Genomic DNA, 24,284 nt, shown 5'->3' on the forward strand with positions numbered 1-24,284 from the left:
ACCATGCTCAAATTCACCGAAGACCACGAATGGCTCAAGATCGAGGGCGATGTCGCCACGGTCGGCATTACCGAACACGCCGCCGAACAGCTCGGCGATCTGGTGTTTGTCGAACTGCCCGAGGTCGGCGCCAAGCTCGAGAAAGGCGGCGAGGCCTCGACGGTGGAATCGGTCAAGGCGGCATCGGACGTCTATTGCCCGCTCGCCGGCGAGATCACCGAGGTCAACCAGGCGATTGCCGACGACCCATCGCTGGTCAATTCCGACCCGACCGGCGCCGGCTGGTTCTTCAAGCTCAAGCTCGATGATGCAAACAGCGCCAATGAGCTGATGGACGAAGCCGCTTACAAATCCATGATCGGCTGAGACAGACCATGACCATCAAGCTGACCGACTACAATCCTTACGACTTCGCCAACCGGCGTCATATCGGCCCGTCACCGGCGGAGATCGCCGACATGCTCGAGACCGTCGGGGCGTCCTCGCTCGACGCGCTGATCGAGGAGACCGTGCCGGGCTCGATCCGGCAGAAGGCGCCGCTCGATTTCGGGGATCCGATGAGCGAGCGCGAGGTGCTCGACCACCTGCGCGCGACGGCGAAGAAGAACAAGGTGATGCTGTCACTGATCGGTCAGGGCTATCACGGCACCATCATGCCGCCGGTGATCCAGCGCACAATCCTGGAAAATCCGGCCTGGTACACCGCCTACACGCCCTACCAGCCGGAAATCAGCCAGGGCCGGCTGGAAGCGCTCTTGAACTTCCAGACCATGGTCGCCGATCTGACCGGGCTCGATATTGCCAATGCGTCGCTGCTTGACGAGGCGACGGCGGCGGCGGAAGCCATGGCGATGGCCGAGCGGGCCTCGAAATCCAAGCGCACCGCCTTCTTCGTCGACCACCACTGTCACCCGCAAACCATCGACGTAATCCGCACCCGGGCCGAGCCGCTCGGCTGGGAGGTGGTCGTCGGCGATCCGTTCACCGAGCTGGATCCGGAAACCGTATTCGGGGCGATCTTCCAGTATCCCGGCACCTTTGGCCATGTGCATGATTTCACCGACGTGATCGCCACGCTGCATGCGCACAAGGGGATTGCCGTCGTTGCCGCCGATCCGCTGTCGCTGACGCTGCTGAAGTCCCCCGGCGAAATGGGGGCCGATATCGCCGTCGGTTCGATGCAACGCTTCGGCGTGCCCGTCGGCTATGGCGGGCCGCACGCGGCCTATATGGCGGTGAAGGACGCCTACAAGCGTTCGATGCCCGGCCGTCTGGTCGGCGTCACAGTCGATACGCGTGGCAACCAGGCCTACCGGCTTGCGCTGCAAACCCGCGAGCAGCATATCCGCCGCGAGAAGGCGACCTCGAACATTTGCACCGCGCAGGTGCTGCTTGCCGTCATTGCGTCGATGTATGCCGTTTTCCACGGACCGGTTGGCCTGAGGGCAATAGCAGGCCGGGTGCACATCAAGGCGGCAAAGCTGGCGGCCGGGCTGAAGCAGCTTGATTTCATCATCGATCCGGCGATCTTCTTCGACACGGTCACCGTGTTCGCCGAAGGCCGCCAGGCCGAAATCCTCGCGGCAGCGCGGGCCGAAGGCATCAATCTGCGCAAGGTCGGCGATGATCGCATCGGCATCGCGCTCGATGAAGTCTCGCGTCCAGCCACCGTGGAGGCGGTGTGGCGTGCCTTTGGCGGCAATCTCAAGTTCAACGACATGCTGGCCGAACCGGTGATCGCCGATCCGCTGGTGCGCAAGACGGAATACCTCCAGCATCCGATCTTCCACATGAACCGCGCCGAAAGCGAGATGACCCGCTATATCCGGCGGCTGTCGGACAAGGACCTGGCGCTTGACCGGACGATGATCCCGCTCGGCTCCTGCACCATGAAGCTCAATGCGACGGCGGAAATGCTGTCGATCACCTGGCCGGAATTCGCCGACATCCATCCCTTTGCGCCGGCCGACCAGGCGCTGGGCTACAAGCAGATGATCGACGATCTGTCGGACAAGCTGTGCCAGATCACAGGCTATGACGCGATCTCGATGCAGCCCAACTCCGGGGCGCAGGGCGAATATGCCGGGCTGATGGCGATCCGCAGCTTTCACCGCGCCAATGGCGATGCGCACCGCCATGTCTGCCTGATTCCGACCTCCGCCCACGGCACCAACCCAGCTTCAGCCCAGATGGCGGGGATGACGGTGGTGGCGGTCGGCACCCGCGAGAACGGCGACATCGACCTCGACGATTTCCGCGCCAAGGCCGAACAGCACGCGGACAATCTCGCCGCCTGCATGATCACCTACCCCTCCACCCATGGCGTGTTCGAGGAGACGGCGGCGGAAGTCTGTGCGATTACGCATAAATACGGTGGTCAGGTCTATCTCGATGGCGCCAATCTCAATGCGCTGGTCGGGCTTGCGCGGCCGGGCGACATCGGCGCCGATGTCAGCCACCTGAATTTGCACAAGACCTTCTGCATCCCGCATGGCGGTGGCGGTCCGGGCATGGGGCCGATCGGGGTCAAGGCGCATCTGACCCCGCATCTGCCCGGCCATTGCGTCACCGACGGCAAGCCGGGTGCCGTGTCAGCCGCGCCTTATGGCTCAGCCTCGATCCTGCCGATTTCATGGGCCTATTGCCTGATGATGGGCGGCGAGGGCCTGACCCAGGCGACCAAGATCGCGATCCTGAATGCCAACTACATCGCCGCGCGGCTCAAGGGCGCCTATGACGTGCTCTACACCTCGGCCTCGGGGCGGGTGGCGCATGAGTGCATTCTCGACACCCGGCCGCTGGTGCAAAGTGCAGGCGTTACCGTCGACGATGTCGCCAAGAGGCTGATCGATTGCGGCTTCCATGCGCCGACGATGAGCTGGCCGGTGGCCGGAACGCTGATGATCGAACCGACGGAATCGGAGGTCAAGGCCGAGCTCGACCGGTTCTGTGCCGCGATGCTGGCCATCCGCGACGAGGCCTGGGCGATCGAGGACGGGCGGCTCGACAAGGAGAACAACCCGCTCAAGAGAGCACCGCACACGATCGAGGATCTGGTCGGCCCCTGGGACCGGCCCTATGACCGTGAGACCGCGTGCTTCCCGGCCGGTGCGATCCGCAACGCCAAGTATTTTGCCCCGGTCAACCGGGTCGACAATGTCTATGGCGACCGGCATCTCGTCTGTTCCTGCCCGCCGATGTCGGACTACGCCGAAGCGGCGGAATAAGTACTTCCCCGAGTTTGAAAGAGGCGGCTCCAGGGCCGCCTCTTCTGTATCCAGCCCCTGATGGCGGCAAAGCCGTGTCATTGCGAACTTGTCTCAACGCGGCACGACACTTTGCTTCCGCGCGTCGTGCACTTGGGCACCCGGGCGCCTTGCGCCTGGGCACCCGTCCGCCGCGCGGCTAGACGTTAAGGTAGCTTGCGTCCCGGCACTTGATGAATGAATATTCATTCACTATAGATACGGGCAAGCATTTCGGGTGATCCGGTTTGACATCGGCCTTCGCAGGAAGTTCACGGGAGCCCGTCTCGCCTCGCAGTGCATCAGCCATCCAAGGACCGTCCCATGGACACATCTGCCGCCAGCCCCGCGAGCAAACGCGCCTCGGACATTCTCGATCAGGTCAAGTCGGTGTTTGCCTCGAACGGGTTCGAGGGCGCGTCAATGCAGGACCTCGCCCAGGCCGCGCAAATGAGCGTCGGCAATTTTTACCGGTATTTCTCTTCCAAGAACGCGATCGTCACGGCGCTGGTCAAACGCGACCTCGAGGAGATCGAAACCTTTTTCGAAGCGGTTCAGTCTTCGGAAAACCCGGGCGTGACGTTCATGAGCCTGCTGCGCCACCGCATCGAGACATTGCCGTTTGAGAAGGCCGCACTGTGGAGCGAGGTTCAGGCCGCTTCCTACCGATGCCCCGAGATCACCACGCTGATGTGTGCGATGGACGAAACGGTGCGCAGAAATGTCGTCATGGCGCTGGTTCGCATTCACGGCGACGACAGCGCGGCTGCGCGGGAAATCTTCGAGACGCGCGCGCAGCTTCTGATGTTGCTGGTTCACGGTTTTGCCCAGCGAAAATACTGCACCGGCGCGGATGCAGGTTCCGAGGACTATGTCGCGCTCGGCGAACTTGTCCTCTCGACATTGCACGACACCATCTTCACCCCACCTGCCCTCCCCGCCGAATGACCGGACCAGCCATGCGCCCTCCCCTTCTTTTCGCCCTCTCCCTTTTCGCAGCCATGGCCCTGCCCGCGGGCGCCGCAGACACGGAGACGCCAGCAACCAGCGGCAGCCTGGCGCCCGCGATCATCGCCGTCAGGGCCGAGACAACCCCGATCACCGACCGTGTGCTGTCCAACGGCATGATTGCTGCCCGTGAAGAGGTGCTGGTGGCGCCGCAGGTCGAAGGGCTGGCGATCGAAAGCCTTAAGGCCGATATCGGCGATCAGGTGAAAGCTGGCTCCGTACTGGCCACTCTGTCGAAGGATCAGCTGATCCTGCAGCGCAGCCAGTTCGAGGCCAACCGTGCCAAGGCCATGGCCGCCATCGCCCAGCTTGAGGCACAGCTGGCGGAAGTTCAAACCAACACCCGCGAAACGGTGAAAGCCAGCGAGCGCGCCAGGAAGCTCGCCGCCCAGGGAACCTATTCCACCGTGCAGGCGGAACAGGCCGAAGCCCAGGCGACAGCAGCTGAGGCGCGGGTCCGCTCGGTCGAGGAATCGATCAAGGTGGCGCAGGCCGACATTGCCGTGATCGACGCACAGATGCAGGACATCGAGCTGCGTCTGGCCCGCAGCGAGGTCAAGGCGCCGGTGTCGGGCATCGTCTCGGCACGCGGGGCGCGTATCGGTGCGATCGCCAGCGCCGGCGCAGGGCCGCTTTTCACCATCATCCGGGATGGCGAGCTGGAGCTGCGCGCCGACATCGCCGAGGCCGACATGCACCGCGTGGCGGAAGGCCAGAAAGTGCTGGTCCACCTTATCGGCGCTGAGCGACCGATCGAAGCAACCATACGGCTGGTCGATCCGACGCTGAACACGACGACACGCCTGGGCATGGCCCGCATCGAGATCGCCGATGACGCCAATCTTCGTGCCGGAATGTTCGCAGACGCCGAGATCATTGTCGCAAGCCGCGATGCCGTGACCGTGCCTGTCACCTCGGTCAACATGACCCGGAGCAGCGCCAGCGTTCTCAAGATCGACGACGGTGTCGCCACCCGCACTGCGGTGACCACCGGCATTCGAGAAGGCGGGCGCGTGGAGATCATTGACGGACTGGCCGAGGGGGACCTGATCGTCGCCAAGGCCGGCGCCTTCGTGCGAGACGGAGACCGGATCACGCCGGTGGAAGAAACCGACAGCGGCACGACTGCCGCAATCACCGAGTGAGGCTCCCGAGATGAACTTTTCCGCCTGGGCCATTCGCAACCCGATCGCACCGATCCTCGGATTTGCGCTGCTGACGATCGTCGGGATCCAGTCCTTCTTCACCCTGCCGATCACACGGTTTCCCAATATCGACGTGCCGCTGGTTTCCATCACCGTGGTGCAGTCGGGCGCAGCCCCTTCCGAAATGGAAGCCCAGGTCACAAAGGAAATCGAGGATGCGGTCGCGGGCATCAACGGCGTCGACGACATCGGCTCCACCGTGTCCGACGGAATTTCGAACACGACCGTGATCTTCCGGATGGAAGTGCCGACCGACCAGGCGGTACAGGACGTCAAGGACGCCATTGACGGTGTGCGCGGCGATCTGCCGGCCTCGGTGGAAGAGCCGATCGTCACACGGGTCGATGTCGAGGGCCAGGCGATCATGACATTTGCGGTGCATGCACCCGACATGACGCTCGAGGAAGCGTCTTGGTTTGTCGACGACACCATCAAGCGGGCGCTGCAGGGCCAGCGCGGGGTCGGCAAGGTCGACCGACACGGCGGCGCGGACCGGGAAATCCGTGTTGAACTGGATCCGGCCCGTCTCGATTCCTACGGCATCACCGCAGCCGACGTGAACCGGCAGCTGCGCGCCACCAACGCCAATCTCGGCGGGGGCCGTGGCGAGGTCGGCGCCCGCGAACAGGTGATCCGGACGCTCGGCGATGCCCAGGATGCGGCGTCGCTGGAACAAACCACCATCGCCCTGCCGAACGGGCGTTTCGTCCGGCTTGGTGAACTGGGCACGGTGCAGGACACCTATGAAGAGCTGCGCTCCTTCGGACGCTACAATGGCGATCAGGTGGTGTCGTTTGCGGTGTTCCGCTCAAAAGGCGCCAGTGAAATCTCGGTCTTCGAAGTGGTGAACGAAACCCTGGACGAGATCCGGGCCGAGTACCCGAATGTGGAACTGGTTCCCGTCGATGACACCGTGTTCTTCACCTATGGCAACTACGAGTCTGCGCTGCACACGCTGGTGGAAGGCGCGTTGCTGGCGGTTCTGGTGGTGTTTCTGTTCCTGAGAAACTGGCGAGCCACGCTGATTGCGGCGGTGGCGCTTCCGCTGTCGGCGATCCCGACATTCTACGTCATGGAGCTTCTCGGCTTCTCGCTCAACCTGGTCAGCCTGCTGGCGATCACGCTGGCCACCGGCATTCTGGTCGATGATGCGATCGTGGAAGTGGAAAACATCTCTCGGCATATCCGCATGGGCAAATCCCCTTACCGGGCGTCGGTCGAAGCCGCGGATGAGATCGGGCTGGCGGTGATCGCCACCACCTTCACCATCATCGCGGTGTTCGTGCCGGTGTCGTTCATGCCCGGCATTCCGGGGCAGTACTTCATCCAGTTCGGCATGACGGTCGCCGTGGCGGTGATGTTCTCGCTGCTTGTCGCACGGCTGATCACGCCGATGATGGCTGCCTATCTGATGCGCGACAGCGATGCGCATGAGGAAGCCGAGGGCGGCGGACCGGTGATGCGCGCCTACACCTGGCTGATTTCCAAGACGTTGCGCTGGAAATACACGACCCTGCTCGCAGCCATCGGCTCGCTGGTGGTCGCCGTCTACTTCCTGATGCAGGTGCCCGGCTCGTTCCTGCCGCCCGACGATGTGTCGCGTGTCAGCATCAGCGTCGAACTGCCGCCAGGTGCAACGCTGGAAGATACCGATCGCACCACCGAAGCCATGCGTCAGATTATCGCCGGCATTGACGATGTCGAAAACGTCTTCGTTCTCGGCGGCAGCTCGCCCAAGGGCGAGGTCGATATCCGCCGTGCGTCCATCTCCGTGCTCCTGGAGAAGATCGAGCACTCGATTGTCAAGACGGTGGTCAATGGCCTGGCGGACGCGGTTCCCTTCGTCTCCGATTCCCTGCCGCGCATGGAAGTGCTGGGCCGGGTCCGGTCGCAGGCGGAGATCGAAGCCGAAATCTTCGAGAAGCTGGCGGTGGTTCCCGACATCAGGGCCTACAAGCTCAATGATCGCGGTGAACGTGACCTGACCTACAACGTGATCTCGAACGACGACGCGGCGATTGACCGGGCCGTCGCCATTCTCGAGCCCAAGCTCAAGGCCGAGAAGGTGCTGTCGAGCGTCAGCGTCTCGGGCTCCCTGCCCCGTCCGGAAGTGCAGATCCGGCCGCGGACCGAGGAAGCTGCAAGGCTCGGCGTAACCACCGCGCAAATCGCCGAAACCGTGCGCGTCGCCACCATCGGCGATGTTGATGCGGCGCTGGCCAAGATCTCGCTCGACAACCGCCAGATCCCGATCCGGGTTCAGCTCGATCCGGTCTACCGGGCCGATATCGACCGGATCGGCAATCTGCGAGTCGCCACCTCGAAGGGCGTGTCGGTGCCGCTGAAGACCGTTGCCGACATTATCATCACGCAAGGCCCCTCGACCATCAACCGCTTCAACCGCGAACGCCAGGCCACCATCGGCGCCAGCCTTCCGATCGGGGTGGCGCTGGACACGGCCAAGAACCGGTTCAACGAGATCGTCGCCACCACCGAGCTGCCGGCCGGGGTACAGGTGCTGGAGGCAGGTGATGCGGAAGTCCAGGCAGAAATGCAGGAAAGCTTCCTCAACGCCATGCTGATGGGGCTGATGCTGGTGCTCACGGTGCTGATCCTGCTGTTCAAGGACGTGATCCAGCCGTTCACCATCCTGTTCTCGCTGCCGCTGGCCATCGGCGGTGTCGCAGCCGGCCTGATCCTGACCAACAACGCCATGTCGATGCCGGTGCTGATCGGCATCCTGATGCTGATGGGGATCGTCACCAAGAACGCCATCCTGCTCGTCGATTTCGCCGTCGAACTGATCCGCTCCGGCCGCGAACGGGTCGGCGCGATGATCGAAGCCGGACAGAAACGCGCGCGGCCGATCGTGATGACCTCGATCGCGATGTCGGCCGGCATGCTGCCCAGCGCGCTCGGCGTCGGCGAAGGCGGCTCATTCCGCGCACCGATGGCGATTGCAGTGATCGGCGGGATCATCGTCTCGACGGTGCTGAGCCTCGTGGTGGTGCCGTCGTTCTTCCTGATCATGGACGACCTGTCGCGGTTGCTGAGCCGCATCTTCAGCCGCTTCGTTGGTCCCAAGGAAGAGGAGATCGAGGTGCTGGAGCCCGAGGCCATGACGGTCGCCATCGGCGAAAACAGCGAAGAGATCGCCGAACTGCGCGAGCGGCTGGCGCAGCTCGAAAGCCAGGCCGGAGGCAACCGGCCAAAGCTGGTGGTCACCCACCAGGCTGCCGAATAGAAGAAAGGTCGGGGCCAATCAGCCCCGTCCTTTTTCATTCAGGCAAGGAAACCGTCAGACTCCCAGAAACTCCGTCTCGACCTCGCGGGTCAGCCCCGCGGGCGTCCCGGTCCACACTGTCTCGCCGCGGGCCAGGATAACGCAGCGATCGGCGACTGCGCGGAGTTCGGAGAAGCCCTTGTCGATGACCAGGATCGACTGGCCGCCCTGTTTCAGCCTGGCGATGGCCGCCCAGATCTCCTGACGCACAACCGGGGCCAGACCCTCGGTCGCCTCGTCGAGAATGAGCAGACGCGGATTGGTCATCAGCGCACGGGAAATTGCCAGCATCTGCTGTTCACCGCCCGACAGCGTGGCCGCACTCTGGTCCATGCGTTCGCCGAGCCGGGGAAACAGCTCCGTGACCTTGCCGATGTCCCAGGGGCCGGGCCGCGCCGAGGCCATCAGGTTCTCGTTGACGGAGAGATTGGCGAAGCAGCGGCGGCCTTCCGGCGCCAGTCCGATGCCGAGCCGTGCCGCGCGGAACGAGGGCAGCACCGAGAGATCCCTGCCATCAAAACTGATCTCGCCGCGCGTGGTTCTGAGCATGCGGGTGATCGCGCGCACGGTGGTGGTCTTGCCCATGCCGTTGCGGCCCATCAGCGCCACCAGCTCGCCCTCGGCGATCTCAAGATCGACACCGAAGAGCGCCTGCGAAGCGCCGTAGAAGGCTTCGAGCTTGCTGACTTGCAGAAGGCTCATGCCGCGTCCTCCCCGAGATAGGCGGTGCGGACTTCCGGATGATTGCGGATTTCATCAGCAGTGCCGCGGGCGATGATCCGGCCCGAAACCAGAACCGAGATGCGGTCGGCGAGCTGGAACACCGCCTCCATATCGTGCTCGATCAGCAGGATCGGCGCTTCGGACCGCAGCTTGTCGAGAAAGCCGATCAGCCTGGCAGAGCCTTCCTGTCCGAGGCCTGCCATCGGTTCGTCCATAAGGAAGATGCGCGGCTGCATGGCCAGCGCCATGGCGATTTCCAGAAGCCGCTTTTCGCCGTGCGAGAGTTCACTGACCCGGACAGCCGCGCGGTCAGCGAGACCGACCCGGTCGAGGGCATGCATGGCATCGCCGACCAGATCCTTGTCGGAGATCACCTGGCGGAGAAAGCCAAACACCGAGCGGCGCCGCGCCTGGGCTGCGAACATGACATTGCCGCGGGCCGAGAATTCCGGGATCAGGGAGGAGACCTGGAAGGTCCGGGTCAGGCCAAAACGGGCGCGGGAGATCTGATCGAGATCGCTGATCTCGCGGCCATCGAAGTGGATCGCCCCTGCGTCGGCAGCTAGCTCGCCGGCGACAAGCTTGATCAGGCTGGATTTGCCGGCGCCATTGGGGCCGATCAGCGCGTGGATCTCGCCGGGGCGCAGATCGAGGTCGACCGCATCGGTCACTTTCAGCGCGCCGAAGGCCTTGCTCAGCCCCGAGAGTTTCAAGACCGGCTCAGTCATGACGCGCCCTCCCCGCAACAAGGCCAATGAATCCGCCTTTGGCGAACAGCACCACGGCCAGCAGTGCCGCGCCGAGGAAGAACTGCCAGTGGGTGGTGAAGCTGCCGAAGACATGCTCGAACAGCACGAACAGGCAGGCGCCGACCACCGGCCCGAAAAGCCGCGCCACGCCGCCCAGAATGATGAAGACCATGATCTCGCCCGAAAGGTGCCAGGACATCATCGTCGGGCTGACGAAGCGGTTGAGATCGGCATAGAGCGCACCGGCCAGCCCGGTGATCATGCCGGAGATGACAAAGGCCGCGAGCTTGATCCGGTAGGGCGAAAGCCCGAGGGCTGCGACGCGGCCCTCGTTCTGCCGCACCGCCTGGAGCGCGATGCCGAAACGGGCGCCGGTCAACCGCCACTGGGCAATCAGCACCAGCATCAGCACGGCATAGCTGAGCAGGAAGAAATCCAGCGGGCGAAGCGTGTTGATGCCGGGAAAGGTATTGCGGACATAGATCGACAGCCCGTCCTCACCGCCATAGGCGGGCCAGGAAATGGCGAAATAGTAGATCATCTGTGCAAAGGCCAGCGTGATCATGATGAAGTAGACGCCTGATGTGCGCAGGCTGAGCGCGCCGATGAACAGCGCCGCCAGACCACTGACGACGATTGCCACCAGCCAAAGAACCAGCATCTGGTTGGAGCCGTTGATCAGGAACGGCGCGGTCATCAGCGGCTCGTAGTTCTGATGGTGGCTGGCGAGGATGCCCACCGCATAACCGCCCAGCCCGAAGAAGGCCGCATGGCCGAAGGAGACGAGGCCGCCGAGCCCCAGCGCGATGTTGAGCCCAACGCCGGCCAGCGCCAGAATGGTCGCGCGGGTGGCGAGCGTGACAAGGAACGGCTCATCGGCGAAATGCGCGATCAGCGGTCCGCCAAGCAGGATCAGCGCCAGCAGGATGTTGAGACGATGTTCTGTAATAAGGTCACGCATTGGCTGGAAACAATCCCCTTGGCTTGAACACCAGCACAACGGCCATCAGCAGGTAGATCAGCATCGAGGCGAGTGCCGAACCGACGCCGCGGGCAGCCGAGGCTTCCATGGCGCCCGACAGCAAGGTGGGCAGCAGGAAACGGCCAAGCGTGTCGACCAGGCCGACAATCAGGGCTGCCACCAGCGCGCCGCGGATCGAGCCGATACCGCCGATGACAATGACAACGAATGCCAGGATCAGAACCGGTTCGCCCATGCCGATCTGCACCGACTGGATGGCACCGATAAGAGCGCCGGCGAACCCGGCGAGGGCTGCACCGAGCGCGAAGACCACGGTGTAGAGAAAGCGGATATCGACGCCGAGGGCGGCGATCATCTCGCGATCGGCTTCACCGGCGCGGATCTGCATGCCGAGCCGGGTCTTGCTGATCAGCAATCCGAGGCCCGCGGCGACAACAAGTCCGGCGATGATGATCGCCAGCCGGTAGGCCGGATAGGGCAGATCGCCGGGCAGCATCACCGGGCCAGCCAGAAAGACCGGCGGGTCGAGGTAGAGCGGGAAGGAGCCGAAGACGAAGCGGACCGCTTCCGAAAACATCAGCACCAGCGCGAAGGTGGCGAGCACCTGATCGAGATGGTCGCGGTCATAAAGCCTGCGGATCACCGCGATCTCGACCAGCGCGCCGGCAGCGGCGGCCGCGATCAGGCTGGCGATCAGGCCGAGCCAGAACGACCCGGTCCAGGCCGCCACCGCGGCGCAGACAAAACCGCCGATCATGAACAGCGAGCCATGGGCGAGATTGATCAATCCCATGACGCCGAAGATCAGGGTCAGGCCGGCTGCCATCAGGAACAGCATGACGCCAAGCTGAAGGCCGTTGAGGATTTGTTCGAGAAAAAGGGCGACAGTCATCGTCTACCGGCTCGCATTCTCACGCCGCACATCCGTATCGATGCCACAGGGCGCAGTGAGCATTTGGACACACCAGAAACATGGGGTCCGGGCGACGTGCCTAGCCGCGCCCGGACCCGATGAGCTGATTACATCTTGCAGTCGGCCGCGTAGGCGTCAGCATGATCTTCAAGCGCAACGCCGACCAGCTTGTTGGTGTAGACGTCGCCTTCCTTGATCACTTCGCGGACATAGATGTCCTGGATCGGGTGGTTGTTGTTGCCGAACTTGAAGTCCCCGCGGGTCGACTTGAAGTTGGCCGCCTTCAGGGCTGCACGGAAGGCATCCTTGTCGGAGATCGACGCGGTTTCCATGGCCGAGAGCAGCAGGTTGGCGGTGTCGAAACCCTGGCTCGCATAGAGCGAAGGCAGGCGGCCATATTCGGCCTGGAAGCTTTCGACGAAGGCCTTGTTGGTTTCGTTGTCGATGTCCTTGGACCACTGCGAGGTGTTCTTGACGCCAAGCGCCGCATCGCCAACGGCCTGCAGGATGGCCTGGTCAAAGGAGAAGGCCGGTCCGAGCAGCGGCACGTCAACACCGGCACCGGCATATTGCTTCATGAAGGCAATGCCCATGCCGCCGGGCAGGAAGAAGAACACGTTGTCAGCACCCGAGGCGCGGATTTCGGCGATCTCTGCGGCGTAATCGGTCTGGCCGAGCTGGGTGTAGACTTCCTTGACCACTTCACCCTTGAAGAAGCGCTTGAAGCCGGTCAGCGCATCCTTGCCAGCCGGATAGTTCGGCGCCAGGATGAAGCTCTTCTTGAAGTCTGCGGAGGTGGCGTAAGCGCCCATGGCTTCATGCAGGTTGTCGTTCTGCCAGGCCACGTTGAAGTAGTTGGCGTTGCAGCCCGCGCCGGCAAGTTGCGACGGACCGGCATTGGGCGAGAGATAGATCTTGTCCTGGGCGACCGCGCCCGGGATCACGGCCATCGCCAGGTTGGACCAGATGATGCCGGTCATGACGTCGACCTTGTCAGACTGGATCAGCTTGTCGGACAGCTGGACAGCGAGATCGGGCTTGCGGGCGTCATCTTCGATGATCAGTTCAACATCGGTGTTGCCCGACTGTTTCAGCGCCAGCTGAAAACCGTCGCGGACGTCGATGCCGAGTGATGCTCCGCCGCCCGAGAGCGTGGTGATCATGCCGACCTTGACTGGCTCTGCTGCAGCCATCGATACACCGGCCAGCAGCGACGCGGCGGCCGTCAGTCCCAGAAATGTCTTTTTCATTGTTCTTCCTCTCCGTTTTTGATGCAGCGCCGGCCTTGTCTCTGATCCGATCGCCGCAGCTTCATCCCCTTCAGGCGAATGATCCAGGCCGGCCCCACAGCAAAAAGCGAGGGAAGGCCTGCATGCATCGTCATTCGAGCACTGGAGCAAGCTGCCGTTGAATGTCAACGCGCCGGCTCCAATCATCGCCATTGCCGTGAGCTTAACAGCCGGTTCGCAGAATTCCAGCACTTTTTTTAAGCTTAAAATAAATTAGCCGCGATTGTCCCTTGCACCATTGCGTCCGGCGTGATTCCAAGGGACAACAGATTTGATGGATCAGAGGCAGAAGGAGACCGGCGATGCAGTGTTTTTTCGTGGAGTTCCAGTGCAAGCTGGGTCAGGCCTATGCCGTTGCCGATGAAATCGCCAATCGCGAAATTGCCTCCGAAATCTACTCGGTCAGCGGGCAGTTCGACCTGATGGCCAAGTTCTACATCGAGGATGAAGTCGATATCGGCCGCTTTGTCGCCGACAATATCCACACCGTACCGGGCGTGGAGCGGACCCACACCATCCTGACCTTCAAGGCGTTCTGAAGGCGCGAAGCGCAGACCGGCCGCCGCCGGGCACGCCTGCCGAGAAGTATTGCGCTCATCGCCGCATGCGGTGTCGGGTGACGGGTTCTGATTGGTGCAGGAGAGGAATGGTACGATTGGGTGGGCTCGAACCACCGACCTCCGGATCCACAATCCGGCGCTCTAACCAACTGAGCTACAATCGCACGCTCGCAGCGTCGGAGCGGTTCGCCCGGCTGCATGGCCGCTGACATACTGGCAGCAGGTTCGATTTGCAAGAGGGATCAGCCGGGTTTTAGCTTTTTCACAAGCGGCCCGATTGCCAATTCCGCCTATAGGGCGGCAATAAAAAAGGCTGGACATGGGTCCAGCCTTTTCTCACTTCGATGCATGGGAAAATCAGGCAACCTTGATTTCGCTCATGGCCTTTTCGGCAACAGCCTTGGTGGGCTTGGTTACATCTTCTGCAACCTTGCGGGCTGTTTCCTGCATGGTCTTGGCCTGGTCAGCCATCATTTCGGCCTGCTTGCGGAAGAAGCCTGTCTGAAGTTCGATCATCTGGGCGACCGACTTGACGCCAAGCAGGGCTTCCATGTGCGACAGCGAATGCTCGACATTGCCGCGGGCTGCGTCGATTGCCTTGAGGCTCAGTTCAACTGTGCCGGCCTGTGCGGTTTCGAGCGTGGTCTCCATCGCCTTGGTTGCGTCTTCTGCAACGGTCTTGGCCTTTGCATAGGCTTCCTTGGTCTGATTAACCGACTTGTCAGCCATTTCGCGGTAATTGTCGGTCATCTTGGAGACATCGAATGCCGGAAATTCAAATACATCTGCGGATGCGGTGGTTTTCTTGGTCGCCATGTCACTTCTCCTTGAAGTTTCAGAGGGACCTCTCGTGGCCCCGTTTCGGTTTCGCGCATTGTATAGCACAGCTTTTTGTGCAGTGCAACAATAATGTTGCAGCGCGATATCCGTTAACCTTTTCAAGACAAATGCCCGCGCCGTAAGCCAGGGTTGCTGGACCGGCGGCAGCGGCAAAGCTATTAATAAAACCTTAATTCCCCCTCACGAAGGGGCTATTCTGGCCAAAACTGGATAACCACCTATGCCGGCACACCATTATCCGTTCATCGAGCTTGCCGTTCATGCTGCTGTTCGCGACCATTTCGCCAAGGGCAATGCCGTGGCCGTGCTCAGCCGTGACTTGGATGAGGTGCTGTGGGCCAACGGCGCGGCCGCGCAGCTGTTGGGCTTCTCCAATATCTACGATGTGCTGGATGAAGGATTTGACAGCCAGACGGCGACACGGCGACAGATCGAAAGCGCGGTCAGCGGCCTTGGCCGAACCGGCAGGCCCCAAAACTTCATGATGCGGGCAAGCAGCGGCTTCTCGCGCACGATGACGCCGGCAACGCTGCAAGACTTCACCCTGCCCGATGGTGTCCCGGCCTTGCTGCTGACCAGCAGCCAGCCCGGCCAGGTGATGGCGCCCGGCGCGCGGGCCCGCCAGATCATCGCCGGGTTTGAAGGCACCGGCACCCATGTCGCGGTTCTCGACGCGGACGGCCGGGTGCTGGCTGCTACCAGCACGTTTGCTGACCTGGGTCTCGCAGACGCCGATATCGACCGGATGGTCGCAGATGTCACCGGCGCTGCCGACCGGCTGGTCAAACGGATGACGGCCTCGCCTATCGGCGCGATGCCGACAGCCATTGGTCGGCTGGCGGACAATCCGGCGCTGCACCTGCTGTTTGCGGTCGAGCCCGCGCCTGCAGAGACGGCTCCGAACCGGCACGACGGCGAAACCCAGGCTGCGGCAGCGGCCAGAGCAATAATCCCGGTCGGGGGCGCGGCGTCAGAGCCGGAAACCGCTTCTTCTGCACCATCAACCGGCGCTTCGGATGCGCCGGAGAGCGGGAGCGAATCAACCGGCAGCGCGAAGGGCACCGCTGATGCAGCGGCCGAGACCGCAGAGGCGGAGGACGAAGGGCCCGAAGCCACGGCTGCCGAAACCAGGTCGCCAGCAAATTCAGATGAGGCCACCGGTACACAGACACCACCCCGGCGGCCTTTCTTTGATACGCGCCGGATCCGTGACGAACTCAATGCCCGGCTGGCCAAGGCCGAACAGGAGAGCAAGCTGCCGACCGCATTCGAGGACGCCCGTGGCCTCGAGGTGCCATCCTTCGCGGATGAGCGCGCAACCGACACCCAGGCTCCAGCGGCGGACAACGAAGTGCCTCAAGAAGAGGAACGGTCCGCCGATCGGGCCGGCGACGCGGAGAACGCCGCGACAGAACAGGTCATCGACGGCGCCGAAGCCGACGGTTCCGAAAGCACTATCGCCGAGGCCGCTGACCCCTCCGACGTTACAGCCGTCGAAGCCGAGGCTGATAGCGGGCATTCTGTACCTGTCGATGATGGTGAAGCTGGCACCGGCGACGAAGAGCTGGCCGCAACCCCGGTCGACGATACCGTTGCAGCCGACGAGACCAGCGAGAAAACCGTTCCGGCCACTGCGCAAGATGCACCTGACGTTGAGGATGAATACGCCGGCATGGACGGGGCTGGCGATGAAGCATCTGCCGAAAACCCGGCATCCGCGGAACGGCAGTTCCGCTTCGATCCGAACCGCAAGCCGGCTCGCTTTGTCTGGAAGATCAACAAGGACGGCGAATTCAGCGAGGTTTCCCCGGAATTCGCAGCCGCCGTCGGTCCGCATTCGGCCGACATCATTGGCCGCAAGTTCCCGGATCTGGCGCGGGTCTTCAATCTCGACCCCGACCACATCATCTCGGATCTGCTCAACCGCCGCGACACCTGGTCCGGCAAGACCGTGTTCTGGCCGGTCCAGGGTACCGATCTTGTCACCCCGGTCGATCTCGCCGCTCTGCCGACCTATACCCGCGACCGGCGCTTCGACGGCTTCCGCGGCTTTGGCATCGTCCGCACCGGCGAAACCCGCAAGGACCCGGAAGCGCTGGGACTTGCACTTGTGCCCGGCAGCGTTTCGCGACCGGCGGCCGAAGCGCAGGAGGCCGGTCCTGCCGAGGAAACCCATGATCAGCTGGGCGGAGAAGCCGGGTTCACCCGCGATGAAGATCTGCCGGTCGAAGACCAGTCAGAGCTCGAGATGCGCGATCTCGAGCGGGACATCGATGATCTTGCAAGGATGGACGGCACTGACTCCGGCAGCACTGGCACCGACAGCACTGGCGAAGAGAGCGGCCGGGATAACACCGCCGAAACCGGAGACCCCGCAGACGAGTCCGCGAGCGATACTTCGGAAGCGGACAATGACCCCTTCATGGGCGAGCGCCCGGCGATCCGGCTTGTCGAGACCCCGATGCGGCGCGACAGCGACAAGATCATCGATCTGGAAGCCCGCCGGCCGCGCACCCCGATGGAACGTCTTTCTCCCGGCGAGCAGGCCGCGTTCCGCGAGATCGGCGCCCGACTGAGCAAGGCAAACGCGGAGGCCGAGGGCCGGAACAAGACAACCGACAAAGCGGATGCCGGAGCGGAATCGGCGCCGCCGGTCCTGCCGCAGGAGCAGCCGGCCTCCGGCAGACAGCAGGCTGCCGAAAACGACGGCCAGACCGGTGTTGCCGCAGAAGCGCAGCCCGGCGAGCCAGACAGCCAGTCCGGAAGCGCCGGCAGCGATGGCGCAGCAGGCGCGGATCAGCAGGAGAGCGCTTCCGAACCGGCAGAAACCGCTGCCCGTGCTGATGACGCCGGCAGTGACCAGGCCAGGCCGGTCCAACAAGGCGGCGCAGGGCAAGCCGGCACGGGGCAAGCCGAAACCGATCCGGCGTCGCCCGATGCGCCGCTGCCATCGGCCTTTGCACTGCCGCGCCGGCAGGGCATGTCCGCCGGCCTTGATGCCGGTCTCATCGATGCGATCCCTGCGGCTTTGCTGGTGCATTCGGGCGATGAGCTTATCCATGGCAATGCCGATTTCTTCGAGCTGACGGGCTACACCTCGCTTGAGGAGCTGAGCGATTGCGGTGGGCTCGACCACCTGCTCGAACGCCCGGACGCGGACGACGAAGCAAGCGATGGCGGCCTGTTCGTGCGCCGCGGTGACGGCAGCCGGCGCGAAATCACCGCACGGCTCCGGTCGGTCAATTGGCGGGATGGCCAGGCCCTGCTGCTGGCGCTGTCGCCCCGCGAGAGCGCCGTTGCCCCGGCCGCCGAAGCGGCCACGGTTATCCCGCTGGCTGAGGCAAAGGATGACCCGGCCCCAAAGTCCGAGACGCTGTCGCGTGAGAATGCCCTCGTGATCGAGGCGCAGGAATTGCGCTCTATTCTGGAGACCGCGACCGACGGTGTGGTGATCCTCAACAATGACGGCACCATCCGCTCGATGAACGGCTCCGCCTGTGCGCTGTTCAACTATGATGACAGCGAGACCCGCGATCAGCCCTTTGCCATGCTGTTCGCCCATGAAAGCCAGCGCGCGGTGATGGACTATGTCACCGGCCTTGCCGATCACGGGGTTTCGAGCGTGCTCAATGACGGCCGCGAAGTGATCGGTCGGGAGGCGTCAGGCGGGTTCCTGCCGCTGTTCATGACCATAGGACGGCTCACCGGCTCGAACGGCTATTGCGCGGTGTTGCGCGACATCACCAACTGGAAGCGGACGGAGGAGGAGCTGCGCAACGCCAAGCGCGCAGCGGAAACCGCCAATTCGCACAAGTCCGATTTCCTGGCCCGGGTCAGCCACGAGATCCGCACACCGCTCAACGCCATCATCGGGTTCTCCGAAATGATGGTGGAAGAACGGTTCGGTCCGATCGGCAGCCCGCGCTATCTCGAATATGCCCATGACATCGGCAACTCCGGCAAGCACGTGCTCGATATCGTCAACGACCTCCTGGACATTTCCAAGATCGAAGCCGGCCAGGTCAGCATGGAGTTTGTCTCGGTCTCGCTCAACGACCATTTGGCCGAGAGCGTGGCGCTGCTGCAGCCGATGGCCAACAGCCAGAGGGTGATCATCCGGACCAGCCTTTCGGCCAGCGTGCCCGAGGTGGTCGCCGACCAGCGCTCGATCAAGCAGATCGCGCTCAACCTGTTGTCGAATGCCATCCGCTACACGCCATCGGGCGGCCAGATCGTGGTGTCGACCTCCTATGAGCCCTCGGGCAATGTGGTGCTGCGCATCCGGGACACCGGTATCGGCATGAACCGCAAGGAGCTCGAGCAGGCGATGAAGCCATTCGGCCAGGTCGGCACCGGCCCGCGGCAGCGCGGCGACGGAACCGGCCTCGGCCTGCCGCTGACGAAAGCCATGGTCGAAGCTAACCGGGCGCAATTCGAGATCGTCTCGGCCCCGGGCGAAGGAACGCTGGTGTCCATCTCCTTCCCGCCGCAGCGGGTGCTGGCCGATTGATACCTCAACGACATCAGATGCAATGTGAGACCGTTTGCCAGTGGGTTAGAAAAAAGACGGGGACCTTCTCCGGGTCCCCGTTTGAAGTTCTGCATCAGTGCTAACCAACACCTGGAACGGCGCTATGGCCACCCAAGGTTGATTGCACTTTTGCGCATCAACCCTTGCCCGGTCCTTTCCAGCTTGATTAAGACTTTACTGAACCAGATGGCATCGCCGGACGTGGTTAAAATTCCGGGTCAGCTTCGGTTAACCGTGATGGATGAAACGGCAAAACGATGGCGGGCCGACGGAATGTACAAATTCGCCGCAAGCGCAGAGAGTTAGGTGGATTCACATAAAGCGGATATCCATCCAGCAGCGTTTCCTCCCCTGGAACGACGTCAGCGCATTCCGCTGAGCCCAAAGTGTCAATTGCTACCCTCTACATGATCGTAAACTGTTTCCAATTTGCTACTTCTGCACAGCCATCGCTACCGAGCAGGATACGGCTCCTCTGGCGGGACTTTCGTTACATTGGCTGATTACCCTGAATAATGATGCGGAACGGTTCCTGCTTCATGTCCGCGAGCTTAGCTGGTTGGCTAAGTTCCTGACCAAGTCTTCATGGCTGTGTTTCAGCGGATCGTTAACCGCTTCTGTCAGCGCGATCATTGTAATCAGGCCAAGAACTGACGCGTGTAAATTGAACGCTTCCATGCGGTTCTCTTTCGAACCGTCTCCAAACTTAGCTGCGAGCACGGTGTAAAGTCGGCTCGTAGCCTCGTGTAGTCTCATATCAGGCTTCAGCAATTCGGATGCCAATCTCGATTTTTCCAACTGCGGCAGCAAATACATCATACGAAACCGCTCTATGTCCTGCAGATGAAAAGACGCAATCGTGTGCACAAATTTCGAAATCACTTTGTTCCGGACAGATTCCGGCGCGATCGCATCCAACGCACAATCAACTTCGAGTTGAAACCATGGGAAAAGCAGCCCTGTCAGCAGGGCGCGCTTGTTTGGATACCAGTAAAGAACAGCCTGCTTTGAATGGCCGATTTTTCGGGCAATACCGTCAAAAGTAATTGCGCTCACGCCTCCTTCCGACAGCAATTGCCTCGCAACCTCCAAGATCCGTTCATGGGTATCAGTAGCTGTCATATTTTTCTCTTGCTGTCTTACCATTGGCAAGTTACCTTCACTTACCGTTGGTAAGCAATGGGGTAACCATGTCTGATTTAACCGTGTTCACATATCCACCCGCATGGAGGCTACCTTCTGCCTGCCCTTTTGCGGTCAAGCTTCTGGCCTGGCTCAACCTCAACGGTCTCTCTTACTGCCATGTCGTTCACGACACTGTGGAGGGAGCCCCTACCGGGAGCAGCCCCTGGATAGAAGTGGATGGCGTTCCGGTCGGCGAAACCGACGAAATAATCGCCTTCTTGGCGGATCTGAACAATATCCCTGCCAGCCGTAATGCCGATGTCGACCAACATGCATTCACTCCGGGGTTGAAACGGACATTTGAAGAACAGTTCCATAAAGTCATGGAGTACGAAATGCTGATCCACCCTTTAGGTATTCCCGGTTTCGAAGCCGTTATCGCCCGACAGCCTGCGGCGATTGCCGCAGTCCAAAAGGACCGGCTTCGACACAGACTCAGAAATTATCTGGACGATTGCGGGTTCACGGGATTGGGTCCGAAGAAAATTGAAGCTCTAGGGCGTACGATACTCGGCAGACTTGTTGACGTCATTGAACGACAGCAAATCATTGGTGGCGCGCACCCCTCGATTGTAGAGCTGAGCGTTTTCGGACAGCTTGCACCTTTGCGGAACTGGCCAATGCGAACCCCAATAGCCGAGCATGTAAAATCGTCCACCGTTCTGTGCCGATGGTGCGACACCATTCAAGAACGGTGCCGAATGTGACCGAACTCTTGCTCCGCTCGGCTATGCATGTCGGGCCGCCGTCCGACGCGCAAACCACCCAACGACCAGACATATAAACCGCGCTGCAAAATTCGGAATAATCGTCGGCGCATCTTACCGCTTGTAACTGCAAACAGGGAGACAACGATGAACTTGCTCAACTTGGAAAACCCGGTCTTCGAAGTCTACGTAATTGCCGCAACACTGATGGCTCTGAAAATAATGTTGCAGGGTTGGATGACCGTCTATCGCATGCTGAAAAGCAACTCCGGCCTCGCTAGCCCAGAAGACTTGCAAAAGGGATTGATCAACAAAAGCCCTGACCCTTCCCAGCTTGAGGTCAATGATTATGTTGACCGCTCGCGCCGAATGCACCGCAATGACCTTGAGAACATTCCGGCTTTCCTGATTGCGGGTTTGCTGTTTGTTATCGTGAATCCTGAGCTGTGGCTGGCGCAGACGATGATGTTCGGCTTTGTTGCCGCTCGGCTGGCTCATTTTTGGGCCTACGCGACCAAGAAGCCGCACGAAGTCCGGGCGACTTTCTACACGATTGCATCCCTGAGCGTAATCTACATGTCGATCCATGTGCTCTGGGTCGCAGTCAGGTAGCGGGAGTTACCGGTTTCGAGGAAAACCCTGCCTCCCTGCAACCATAATCGGAGATGCAAAAAATCGACCGGTTCGAAGCATTGTGAGTGTCGTTTTGAACTACGCGAATGGCTCATTCGTGTCCGCCAGCCGCTCCTGCCCTACCGCAGGTTGCTGCCGGCTTCCTCACCAGCCGACGGCTTCGCCGCGTTCACAGGTCAGAAGTGCGATGGCTGTCAGCGGGATCCGGATGAGCAGGATGTCAGCTCTATCTGGCTTTCGAAACGCGTCGTCCGCATTCTTTGCAGTCAGGTTCGAACCAGATCTCCCGGGTTGGCTTGCGCGCTACCAGTGGCGAACGACATGAAAGCTCGCAGTCGCGACCTGCCGCAGACAGTTCAGCCCGTTAGCCACGCAGCGTACGTTAAAACGCCCTGGCGTTTACTCGATTGAACAGTACAATCCCCATCTTGTTGTTGGCAGGGAGGGATTTCTGGGATTGGTCGCCGCCACTGCTCGCACAAAAGACCGCGCCGCGGCGAATGGCGGGCGGGCGGGCGGAATGCATATATTCGCGCAATTGCACGCTCCAGTTTCGCACGGGCGCTCCGACCCCCTTGGACGCCCGCCATCCCACTAACTCGCCGGTTTGCGGAAAATCACGCAACGTTCGCGAACTGGCCATAAAGCTATGCTGCCTTTGACCTGCTCCCCACGGAGTCCGCGTTTACTCGTTGGTTCTGTAGAGGTTCCGGTCTTCCCTTGACCGGCCAGCATATTCTCGTGGCGTCAGACCAGCGAGGCTGGAATGCAGGAGGTGATGGTAGAAGTCGGTTCGAGATTGTGCCCTCGACAGTTCACCGAATTGCTTCGCTTGCCGCCAGCCTTCTTTGACGGGCTGGCGGCAAGCGTTTGATACTTCGGCGGTTTAGGGGTCTAGTTGGTTAGCCGCACTGTCTGCATCTCGGCCGAGATCTTCGAGAACGCTTCCTGCAACTTGTTTTCACCAACGTTGAAATATTTGTTCGGTGACGATGCGCAATTCCGCAGATCGTCCATTTGCCAGTTGTCGGGCACATCGAAACCGATTGTGTAGACAGTGATGTCAGCTGCCTTCGCAGCATCACAGGTGCGCTTCAGATTGGCCTTGGTGGTGTTCAGGTTATGCAGCGTCTTGTTGCCATACTTCAGCGCCTTGCCGTCATCATCATCGTCGTCATCGTCACCATCATCGTCATCGTCATCGTCGTCTTTCCCTTTCAGACCGAGAGACTGGACAAGATTCAGATCGAGCGTCTTGATGCCCTTCATATAATCCTCGATTGTCAGTTGAGCCGTGATGCCGCCATCCGTCATGAGAATGAAGTATTTTCGATTGTTCTCGCCCGCAGGAAGCGGACGGTCGGCGGCCGAGGCCGGGAACTTGTTTTTCCAATCGGGCGACAGCGTCTTCAGGCCCCACAGCGCTCCGTGGTCGGTACCCGTTCCGTCGGACCGCTGGAAATTGTTGATGGTGCTTATCAGTTTTTGGCGATCACTGGTCGGCCCCTGCAGTTCATTTCCTTCCTTCGGGCACCAGGGATTGGTTTTGTTCCACCTGTAGAAGTCGGGCACATAGGCAAGCGTTTCGCCTCCGATGTAATCAGCGTTGAACTGACCCGGATCGTACTGGAAGCATCCATTCCACTTGCCCGTCGACCAATGAGACGGGTTTGCTATAATCTTGATGTTTTTGGCAATTTCTTTCGGAAGCCGTACGGTACCGCCATACGGGATCAAGCTGATTGTGACCCGCTGGTCCTTCAGGTTTTCGTCTGTGAGTACGGTGTTGATGAATTCGATCGAGGACGATTTCAGTTCCGACATCTTCTTGTCGTTCATCGAGGACGATATGTCGAGCACCAGCGCGATTTCGACATTTGACACCGCTTCATAGGCACCGCTTGTTGCGCTGACATTGATCGTTTCACTGCCCAGTATACGCATGAACGATGTCTGCATGCTCAAGACGGCGTTCGTTTTCAAGGCGACATAGTTGACGCCGACTTCGTGAGAAAAGGTCAACTGAACTTTCCCCACATCGGAACTTCTCGACCCGTAGATGCCTGCAAATTCAGCCTCGAACAGCTTCTTGCGATCCAGTGTGGTCAAATCGACCTTGGCTACGGCCAGTGTCGCAGCGTCCAGCGCATTTTGCAGATGTGTACGCTCGACCAGCGCGTTGGAGTAATCGACCGCAATGCCAGCCGCGCCTATCACAAGGGGCGCCAGCGTAGCTGCTATCAAGCCAAAGTTACCGGATCTGTCTGCCAGCATCTTAAACATGTCTGCCACTCCATTAGGTTGAGCAGCATGCGCCGAAATCTCCTAATTTTGGCTTGTTATCCGTTGCTAACAAAGTGTGAAGATGTCGTGAAATTCGGAAGCCCCCGCTTGCCGGCGCCTTCTTGCCAAATGTTGAGGCAAGAAAGCC

The 24,284-nt window shown here is 61.2% G+C and carries 17 protein-coding genes and 1 tRNA gene; 9 read left to right on the plus strand and 9 right to left on the minus strand.

All coding sequences use genetic code 11. The features are described from left to right. Positions 1-3 precede the first annotated feature (3 nt). From gcvH to CRO46_RS17020, 5 genes are all read left to right on the plus strand, one after another. Positions 4-366, plus strand: coding sequence for a glycine cleavage system protein GcvH (gcvH, locus tag CRO46_RS17000; RefSeq protein ID WP_097108986.1), 363 nt, complete (start codon positions 4-6; stop codon positions 364-366). An 8-nt stretch (positions 367-374) separates the two neighbouring features. Next, positions 375-3,227 carry an aminomethyl-transferring glycine dehydrogenase gene (gene gcvP / locus CRO46_RS17005; RefSeq protein WP_097108987.1) on the plus strand — a complete coding sequence of 951 codons (2,853 nt, stop codon included), beginning with the start codon at positions 375-377 and terminating at the stop codon, positions 3,225-3,227. 342 nt (positions 3,228-3,569) lie between these two features. Further along, positions 3,570-4,193 (plus strand): TetR/AcrR family transcriptional regulator, encoded by a 624-nt coding sequence (locus tag CRO46_RS17010; protein WP_097108988.1) that lies wholly within the window; start codon positions 3,570-3,572, stop codon positions 4,191-4,193. Positions 4,194-4,204: 11 nt separating this feature from the next. Continuing rightward, positions 4,205-5,398, plus strand: coding sequence for an efflux RND transporter periplasmic adaptor subunit (locus CRO46_RS17015; protein WP_179759099.1), 1,194 nt, complete (start codon positions 4,205-4,207; stop codon positions 5,396-5,398). A gap of 10 nt (positions 5,399-5,408) precedes the next feature. Beyond that, entirely contained in the window at positions 5,409-8,702 is a 3,294-nt protein-coding gene (locus CRO46_RS17020; protein WP_097108990.1) for an efflux RND transporter permease subunit, read from the plus strand. Between the two features lie 54 nt (positions 8,703-8,756). Here the strand turns inward: CRO46_RS17020 and CRO46_RS17025 are convergent, their stop codons facing one another. The 5 genes from CRO46_RS17025 to CRO46_RS17045 all read right to left on the minus strand — a co-directional run bounded on the left by CRO46_RS17025 (position 8,757) and on the right by CRO46_RS17045 (position 13,358). Further along, positions 8,757-9,443, minus strand: a complete 687-nt coding sequence (locus CRO46_RS17025) for an ABC transporter ATP-binding protein (protein WP_097108991.1) — start codon at positions 9,441-9,443, stop codon at positions 8,757-8,759. Continuing rightward, positions 9,440-10,192 (minus strand): ABC transporter ATP-binding protein, encoded by a 753-nt coding sequence (locus tag CRO46_RS17030; RefSeq protein ID WP_097108992.1) that lies wholly within the window; start codon positions 10,190-10,192, stop codon positions 9,440-9,442. Before CRO46_RS17030 ends, CRO46_RS17025 begins: the two co-directional genes overlap by 4 nt. Then, positions 10,185-11,174 carry a branched-chain amino acid ABC transporter permease gene (locus tag CRO46_RS17035; RefSeq protein ID WP_097108993.1) on the minus strand — a complete coding sequence of 330 codons (990 nt, stop codon included), beginning with the start codon at positions 11,172-11,174 and terminating at the stop codon, positions 10,185-10,187. Before CRO46_RS17035 ends, CRO46_RS17030 begins: the two co-directional genes overlap by 8 nt. Continuing rightward, positions 11,167-12,087 carry a branched-chain amino acid ABC transporter permease gene (locus CRO46_RS17040; protein ID WP_097108994.1) on the minus strand — a complete coding sequence of 307 codons (921 nt, stop codon included), beginning with the start codon at positions 12,085-12,087 and terminating at the stop codon, positions 11,167-11,169. Before CRO46_RS17040 ends, CRO46_RS17035 begins: the two co-directional genes overlap by 8 nt. Positions 12,088-12,215: 128 nt before the next feature. After that, positions 12,216-13,358, minus strand: a complete 1,143-nt coding sequence (locus CRO46_RS17045) for an ABC transporter substrate-binding protein (RefSeq protein WP_097108995.1) — start codon at positions 13,356-13,358, stop codon at positions 12,216-12,218. Between the two features lie 341 nt (positions 13,359-13,699). Here CRO46_RS17045 and CRO46_RS17050 point away from each other — a divergent pair, with 341 nt between their 5' ends. Continuing rightward, on the plus strand, positions 13,700-13,936 hold the full coding sequence (locus CRO46_RS17050; protein ID WP_097108996.1) for an Lrp/AsnC ligand binding domain-containing protein: 237 nt from the start codon (positions 13,700-13,702) through the stop codon (positions 13,934-13,936). Between the two features lie 108 nt (positions 13,937-14,044). Here CRO46_RS17050 and CRO46_RS17055 read toward each other — a convergent pair. Beyond that, positions 14,045-14,121, minus strand: a tRNA-His gene (locus CRO46_RS17055). A gap of 193 nt (positions 14,122-14,314) precedes the next feature. Beyond that, positions 14,315-14,773 (minus strand): phasin family protein, encoded by a 459-nt coding sequence (locus CRO46_RS17060; RefSeq protein WP_097108997.1) that lies wholly within the window; start codon positions 14,771-14,773, stop codon positions 14,315-14,317. Positions 14,774-15,017: 244 nt separating this feature from the next. Between CRO46_RS17060 and CRO46_RS17065 the strand changes: the two genes are divergently transcribed. Further along, complete coding sequence (locus tag CRO46_RS17065; protein WP_143439061.1) at positions 15,018-19,307, plus strand: ATP-binding protein; 4,290 nt, start codon at positions 15,018-15,020, stop codon at positions 19,305-19,307. Between the two features lie 558 nt (positions 19,308-19,865). Here CRO46_RS17065 and CRO46_RS17070 read toward each other — a convergent pair. Then, complete coding sequence (locus CRO46_RS17070) at positions 19,866-20,450, minus strand: TetR/AcrR family transcriptional regulator (RefSeq protein WP_101811086.1); 585 nt, start codon at positions 20,448-20,450, stop codon at positions 19,866-19,868. A 68-nt stretch (positions 20,451-20,518) separates the two neighbouring features. Between CRO46_RS17070 and CRO46_RS17075 the strand changes: the two genes are divergently transcribed. Both CRO46_RS17075 and CRO46_RS17080 read left to right on the plus strand, forming a co-directional pair. Continuing rightward, entirely contained in the window at positions 20,519-21,220 is a 702-nt protein-coding gene (locus CRO46_RS17075) for a thioredoxin domain-containing protein (protein ID WP_097108999.1), read from the plus strand. A 147-nt stretch (positions 21,221-21,367) separates the two neighbouring features. Beyond that, a complete protein-coding gene (locus CRO46_RS17080; RefSeq protein ID WP_097109000.1) occupies positions 21,368-21,832 on the plus strand; it encodes an MAPEG family protein in 465 nt (154 codons plus the stop codon). A gap of 915 nt (positions 21,833-22,747) precedes the next feature. Here the strand turns inward: CRO46_RS17080 and CRO46_RS17085 are convergent. Continuing rightward, on the minus strand, positions 22,748-24,136 hold the full coding sequence (locus CRO46_RS17085) for a TadE/TadG family type IV pilus assembly protein (RefSeq protein WP_097109001.1): 1,389 nt from the start codon (positions 24,134-24,136) through the stop codon (positions 22,748-22,750). Between the last annotated feature and the right edge of the window lie 148 nt (positions 24,137-24,284).

Source organism: Parahoeflea halophila (assembly GCF_900220985.1).
GTDB lineage: Bacteria > Pseudomonadota > Alphaproteobacteria > Rhizobiales > Rhizobiaceae > Hoeflea > Hoeflea halophila.

Excerpts from the sequence above, each read along its gene's own strand:
- gcvH (WP_097108986.1), top strand. The coding sequence starts at position 4 with ATGCTCAAATTCACCGAAGACCACGAATGGCTCAAGATCGAGGGCGAT.
- gcvP (WP_097108987.1), top strand. The coding sequence starts at position 375 with ATGACCATCAAGCTGACCGACTACAATCCTTACGACTTCGCCAACCGG.
- CRO46_RS17010 (WP_097108988.1), top strand. The coding sequence starts at position 3,570 with ATGGACACATCTGCCGCCAGCCCCGCGAGCAAACGCGCCTCGGACATT.
- CRO46_RS17015 (WP_179759099.1), top strand. The coding sequence starts at position 4,205 with ATGCGCCCTCCCCTTCTTTTCGCCCTCTCCCTTTTCGCAGCCATGGCC.
- CRO46_RS17020 (WP_097108990.1), top strand. The coding sequence starts at position 5,409 with ATGAACTTTTCCGCCTGGGCCATTCGCAACCCGATCGCACCGATCCTC.
- CRO46_RS17025 (WP_097108991.1), bottom strand. The coding sequence starts at position 9,443 with ATGAGCCTTCTGCAAGTCAGCAAGCTCGAAGCCTTCTACGGCGCTTCG.
- CRO46_RS17030 (WP_097108992.1), bottom strand. The coding sequence starts at position 10,192 with ATGACTGAGCCGGTCTTGAAACTCTCGGGGCTGAGCAAGGCCTTCGGC.
- CRO46_RS17035 (WP_097108993.1), bottom strand. The coding sequence starts at position 11,174 with ATGCGTGACCTTATTACAGAACATCGTCTCAACATCCTGCTGGCGCTG.
- CRO46_RS17040 (WP_097108994.1), bottom strand. The coding sequence starts at position 12,087 with ATGACTGTCGCCCTTTTTCTCGAACAAATCCTCAACGGCCTTCAGCTT.
- CRO46_RS17045 (WP_097108995.1), bottom strand. The coding sequence starts at position 13,358 with ATGAAAAAGACATTTCTGGGACTGACGGCCGCCGCGTCGCTGCTGGCC.
- CRO46_RS17050 (WP_097108996.1), top strand. The coding sequence starts at position 13,700 with ATGCAGTGTTTTTTCGTGGAGTTCCAGTGCAAGCTGGGTCAGGCCTAT.
- CRO46_RS17060 (WP_097108997.1), bottom strand. The coding sequence starts at position 14,773 with ATGGCGACCAAGAAAACCACCGCATCCGCAGATGTATTTGAATTTCCG.
- CRO46_RS17065 (WP_143439061.1), top strand. The coding sequence starts at position 15,018 with ATGCCGGCACACCATTATCCGTTCATCGAGCTTGCCGTTCATGCTGCT.
- CRO46_RS17070 (WP_101811086.1), bottom strand. The coding sequence starts at position 20,450 with ATGACAGCTACTGATACCCATGAACGGATCTTGGAGGTTGCGAGGCAA.
- CRO46_RS17075 (WP_097108999.1), top strand. The coding sequence starts at position 20,519 with ATGTCTGATTTAACCGTGTTCACATATCCACCCGCATGGAGGCTACCT.
- CRO46_RS17080 (WP_097109000.1), top strand. The coding sequence starts at position 21,368 with ATGAACTTGCTCAACTTGGAAAACCCGGTCTTCGAAGTCTACGTAATT.
- CRO46_RS17085 (WP_097109001.1), bottom strand. The coding sequence starts at position 24,136 with ATGTTTAAGATGCTGGCAGACAGATCCGGTAACTTTGGCTTGATAGCA.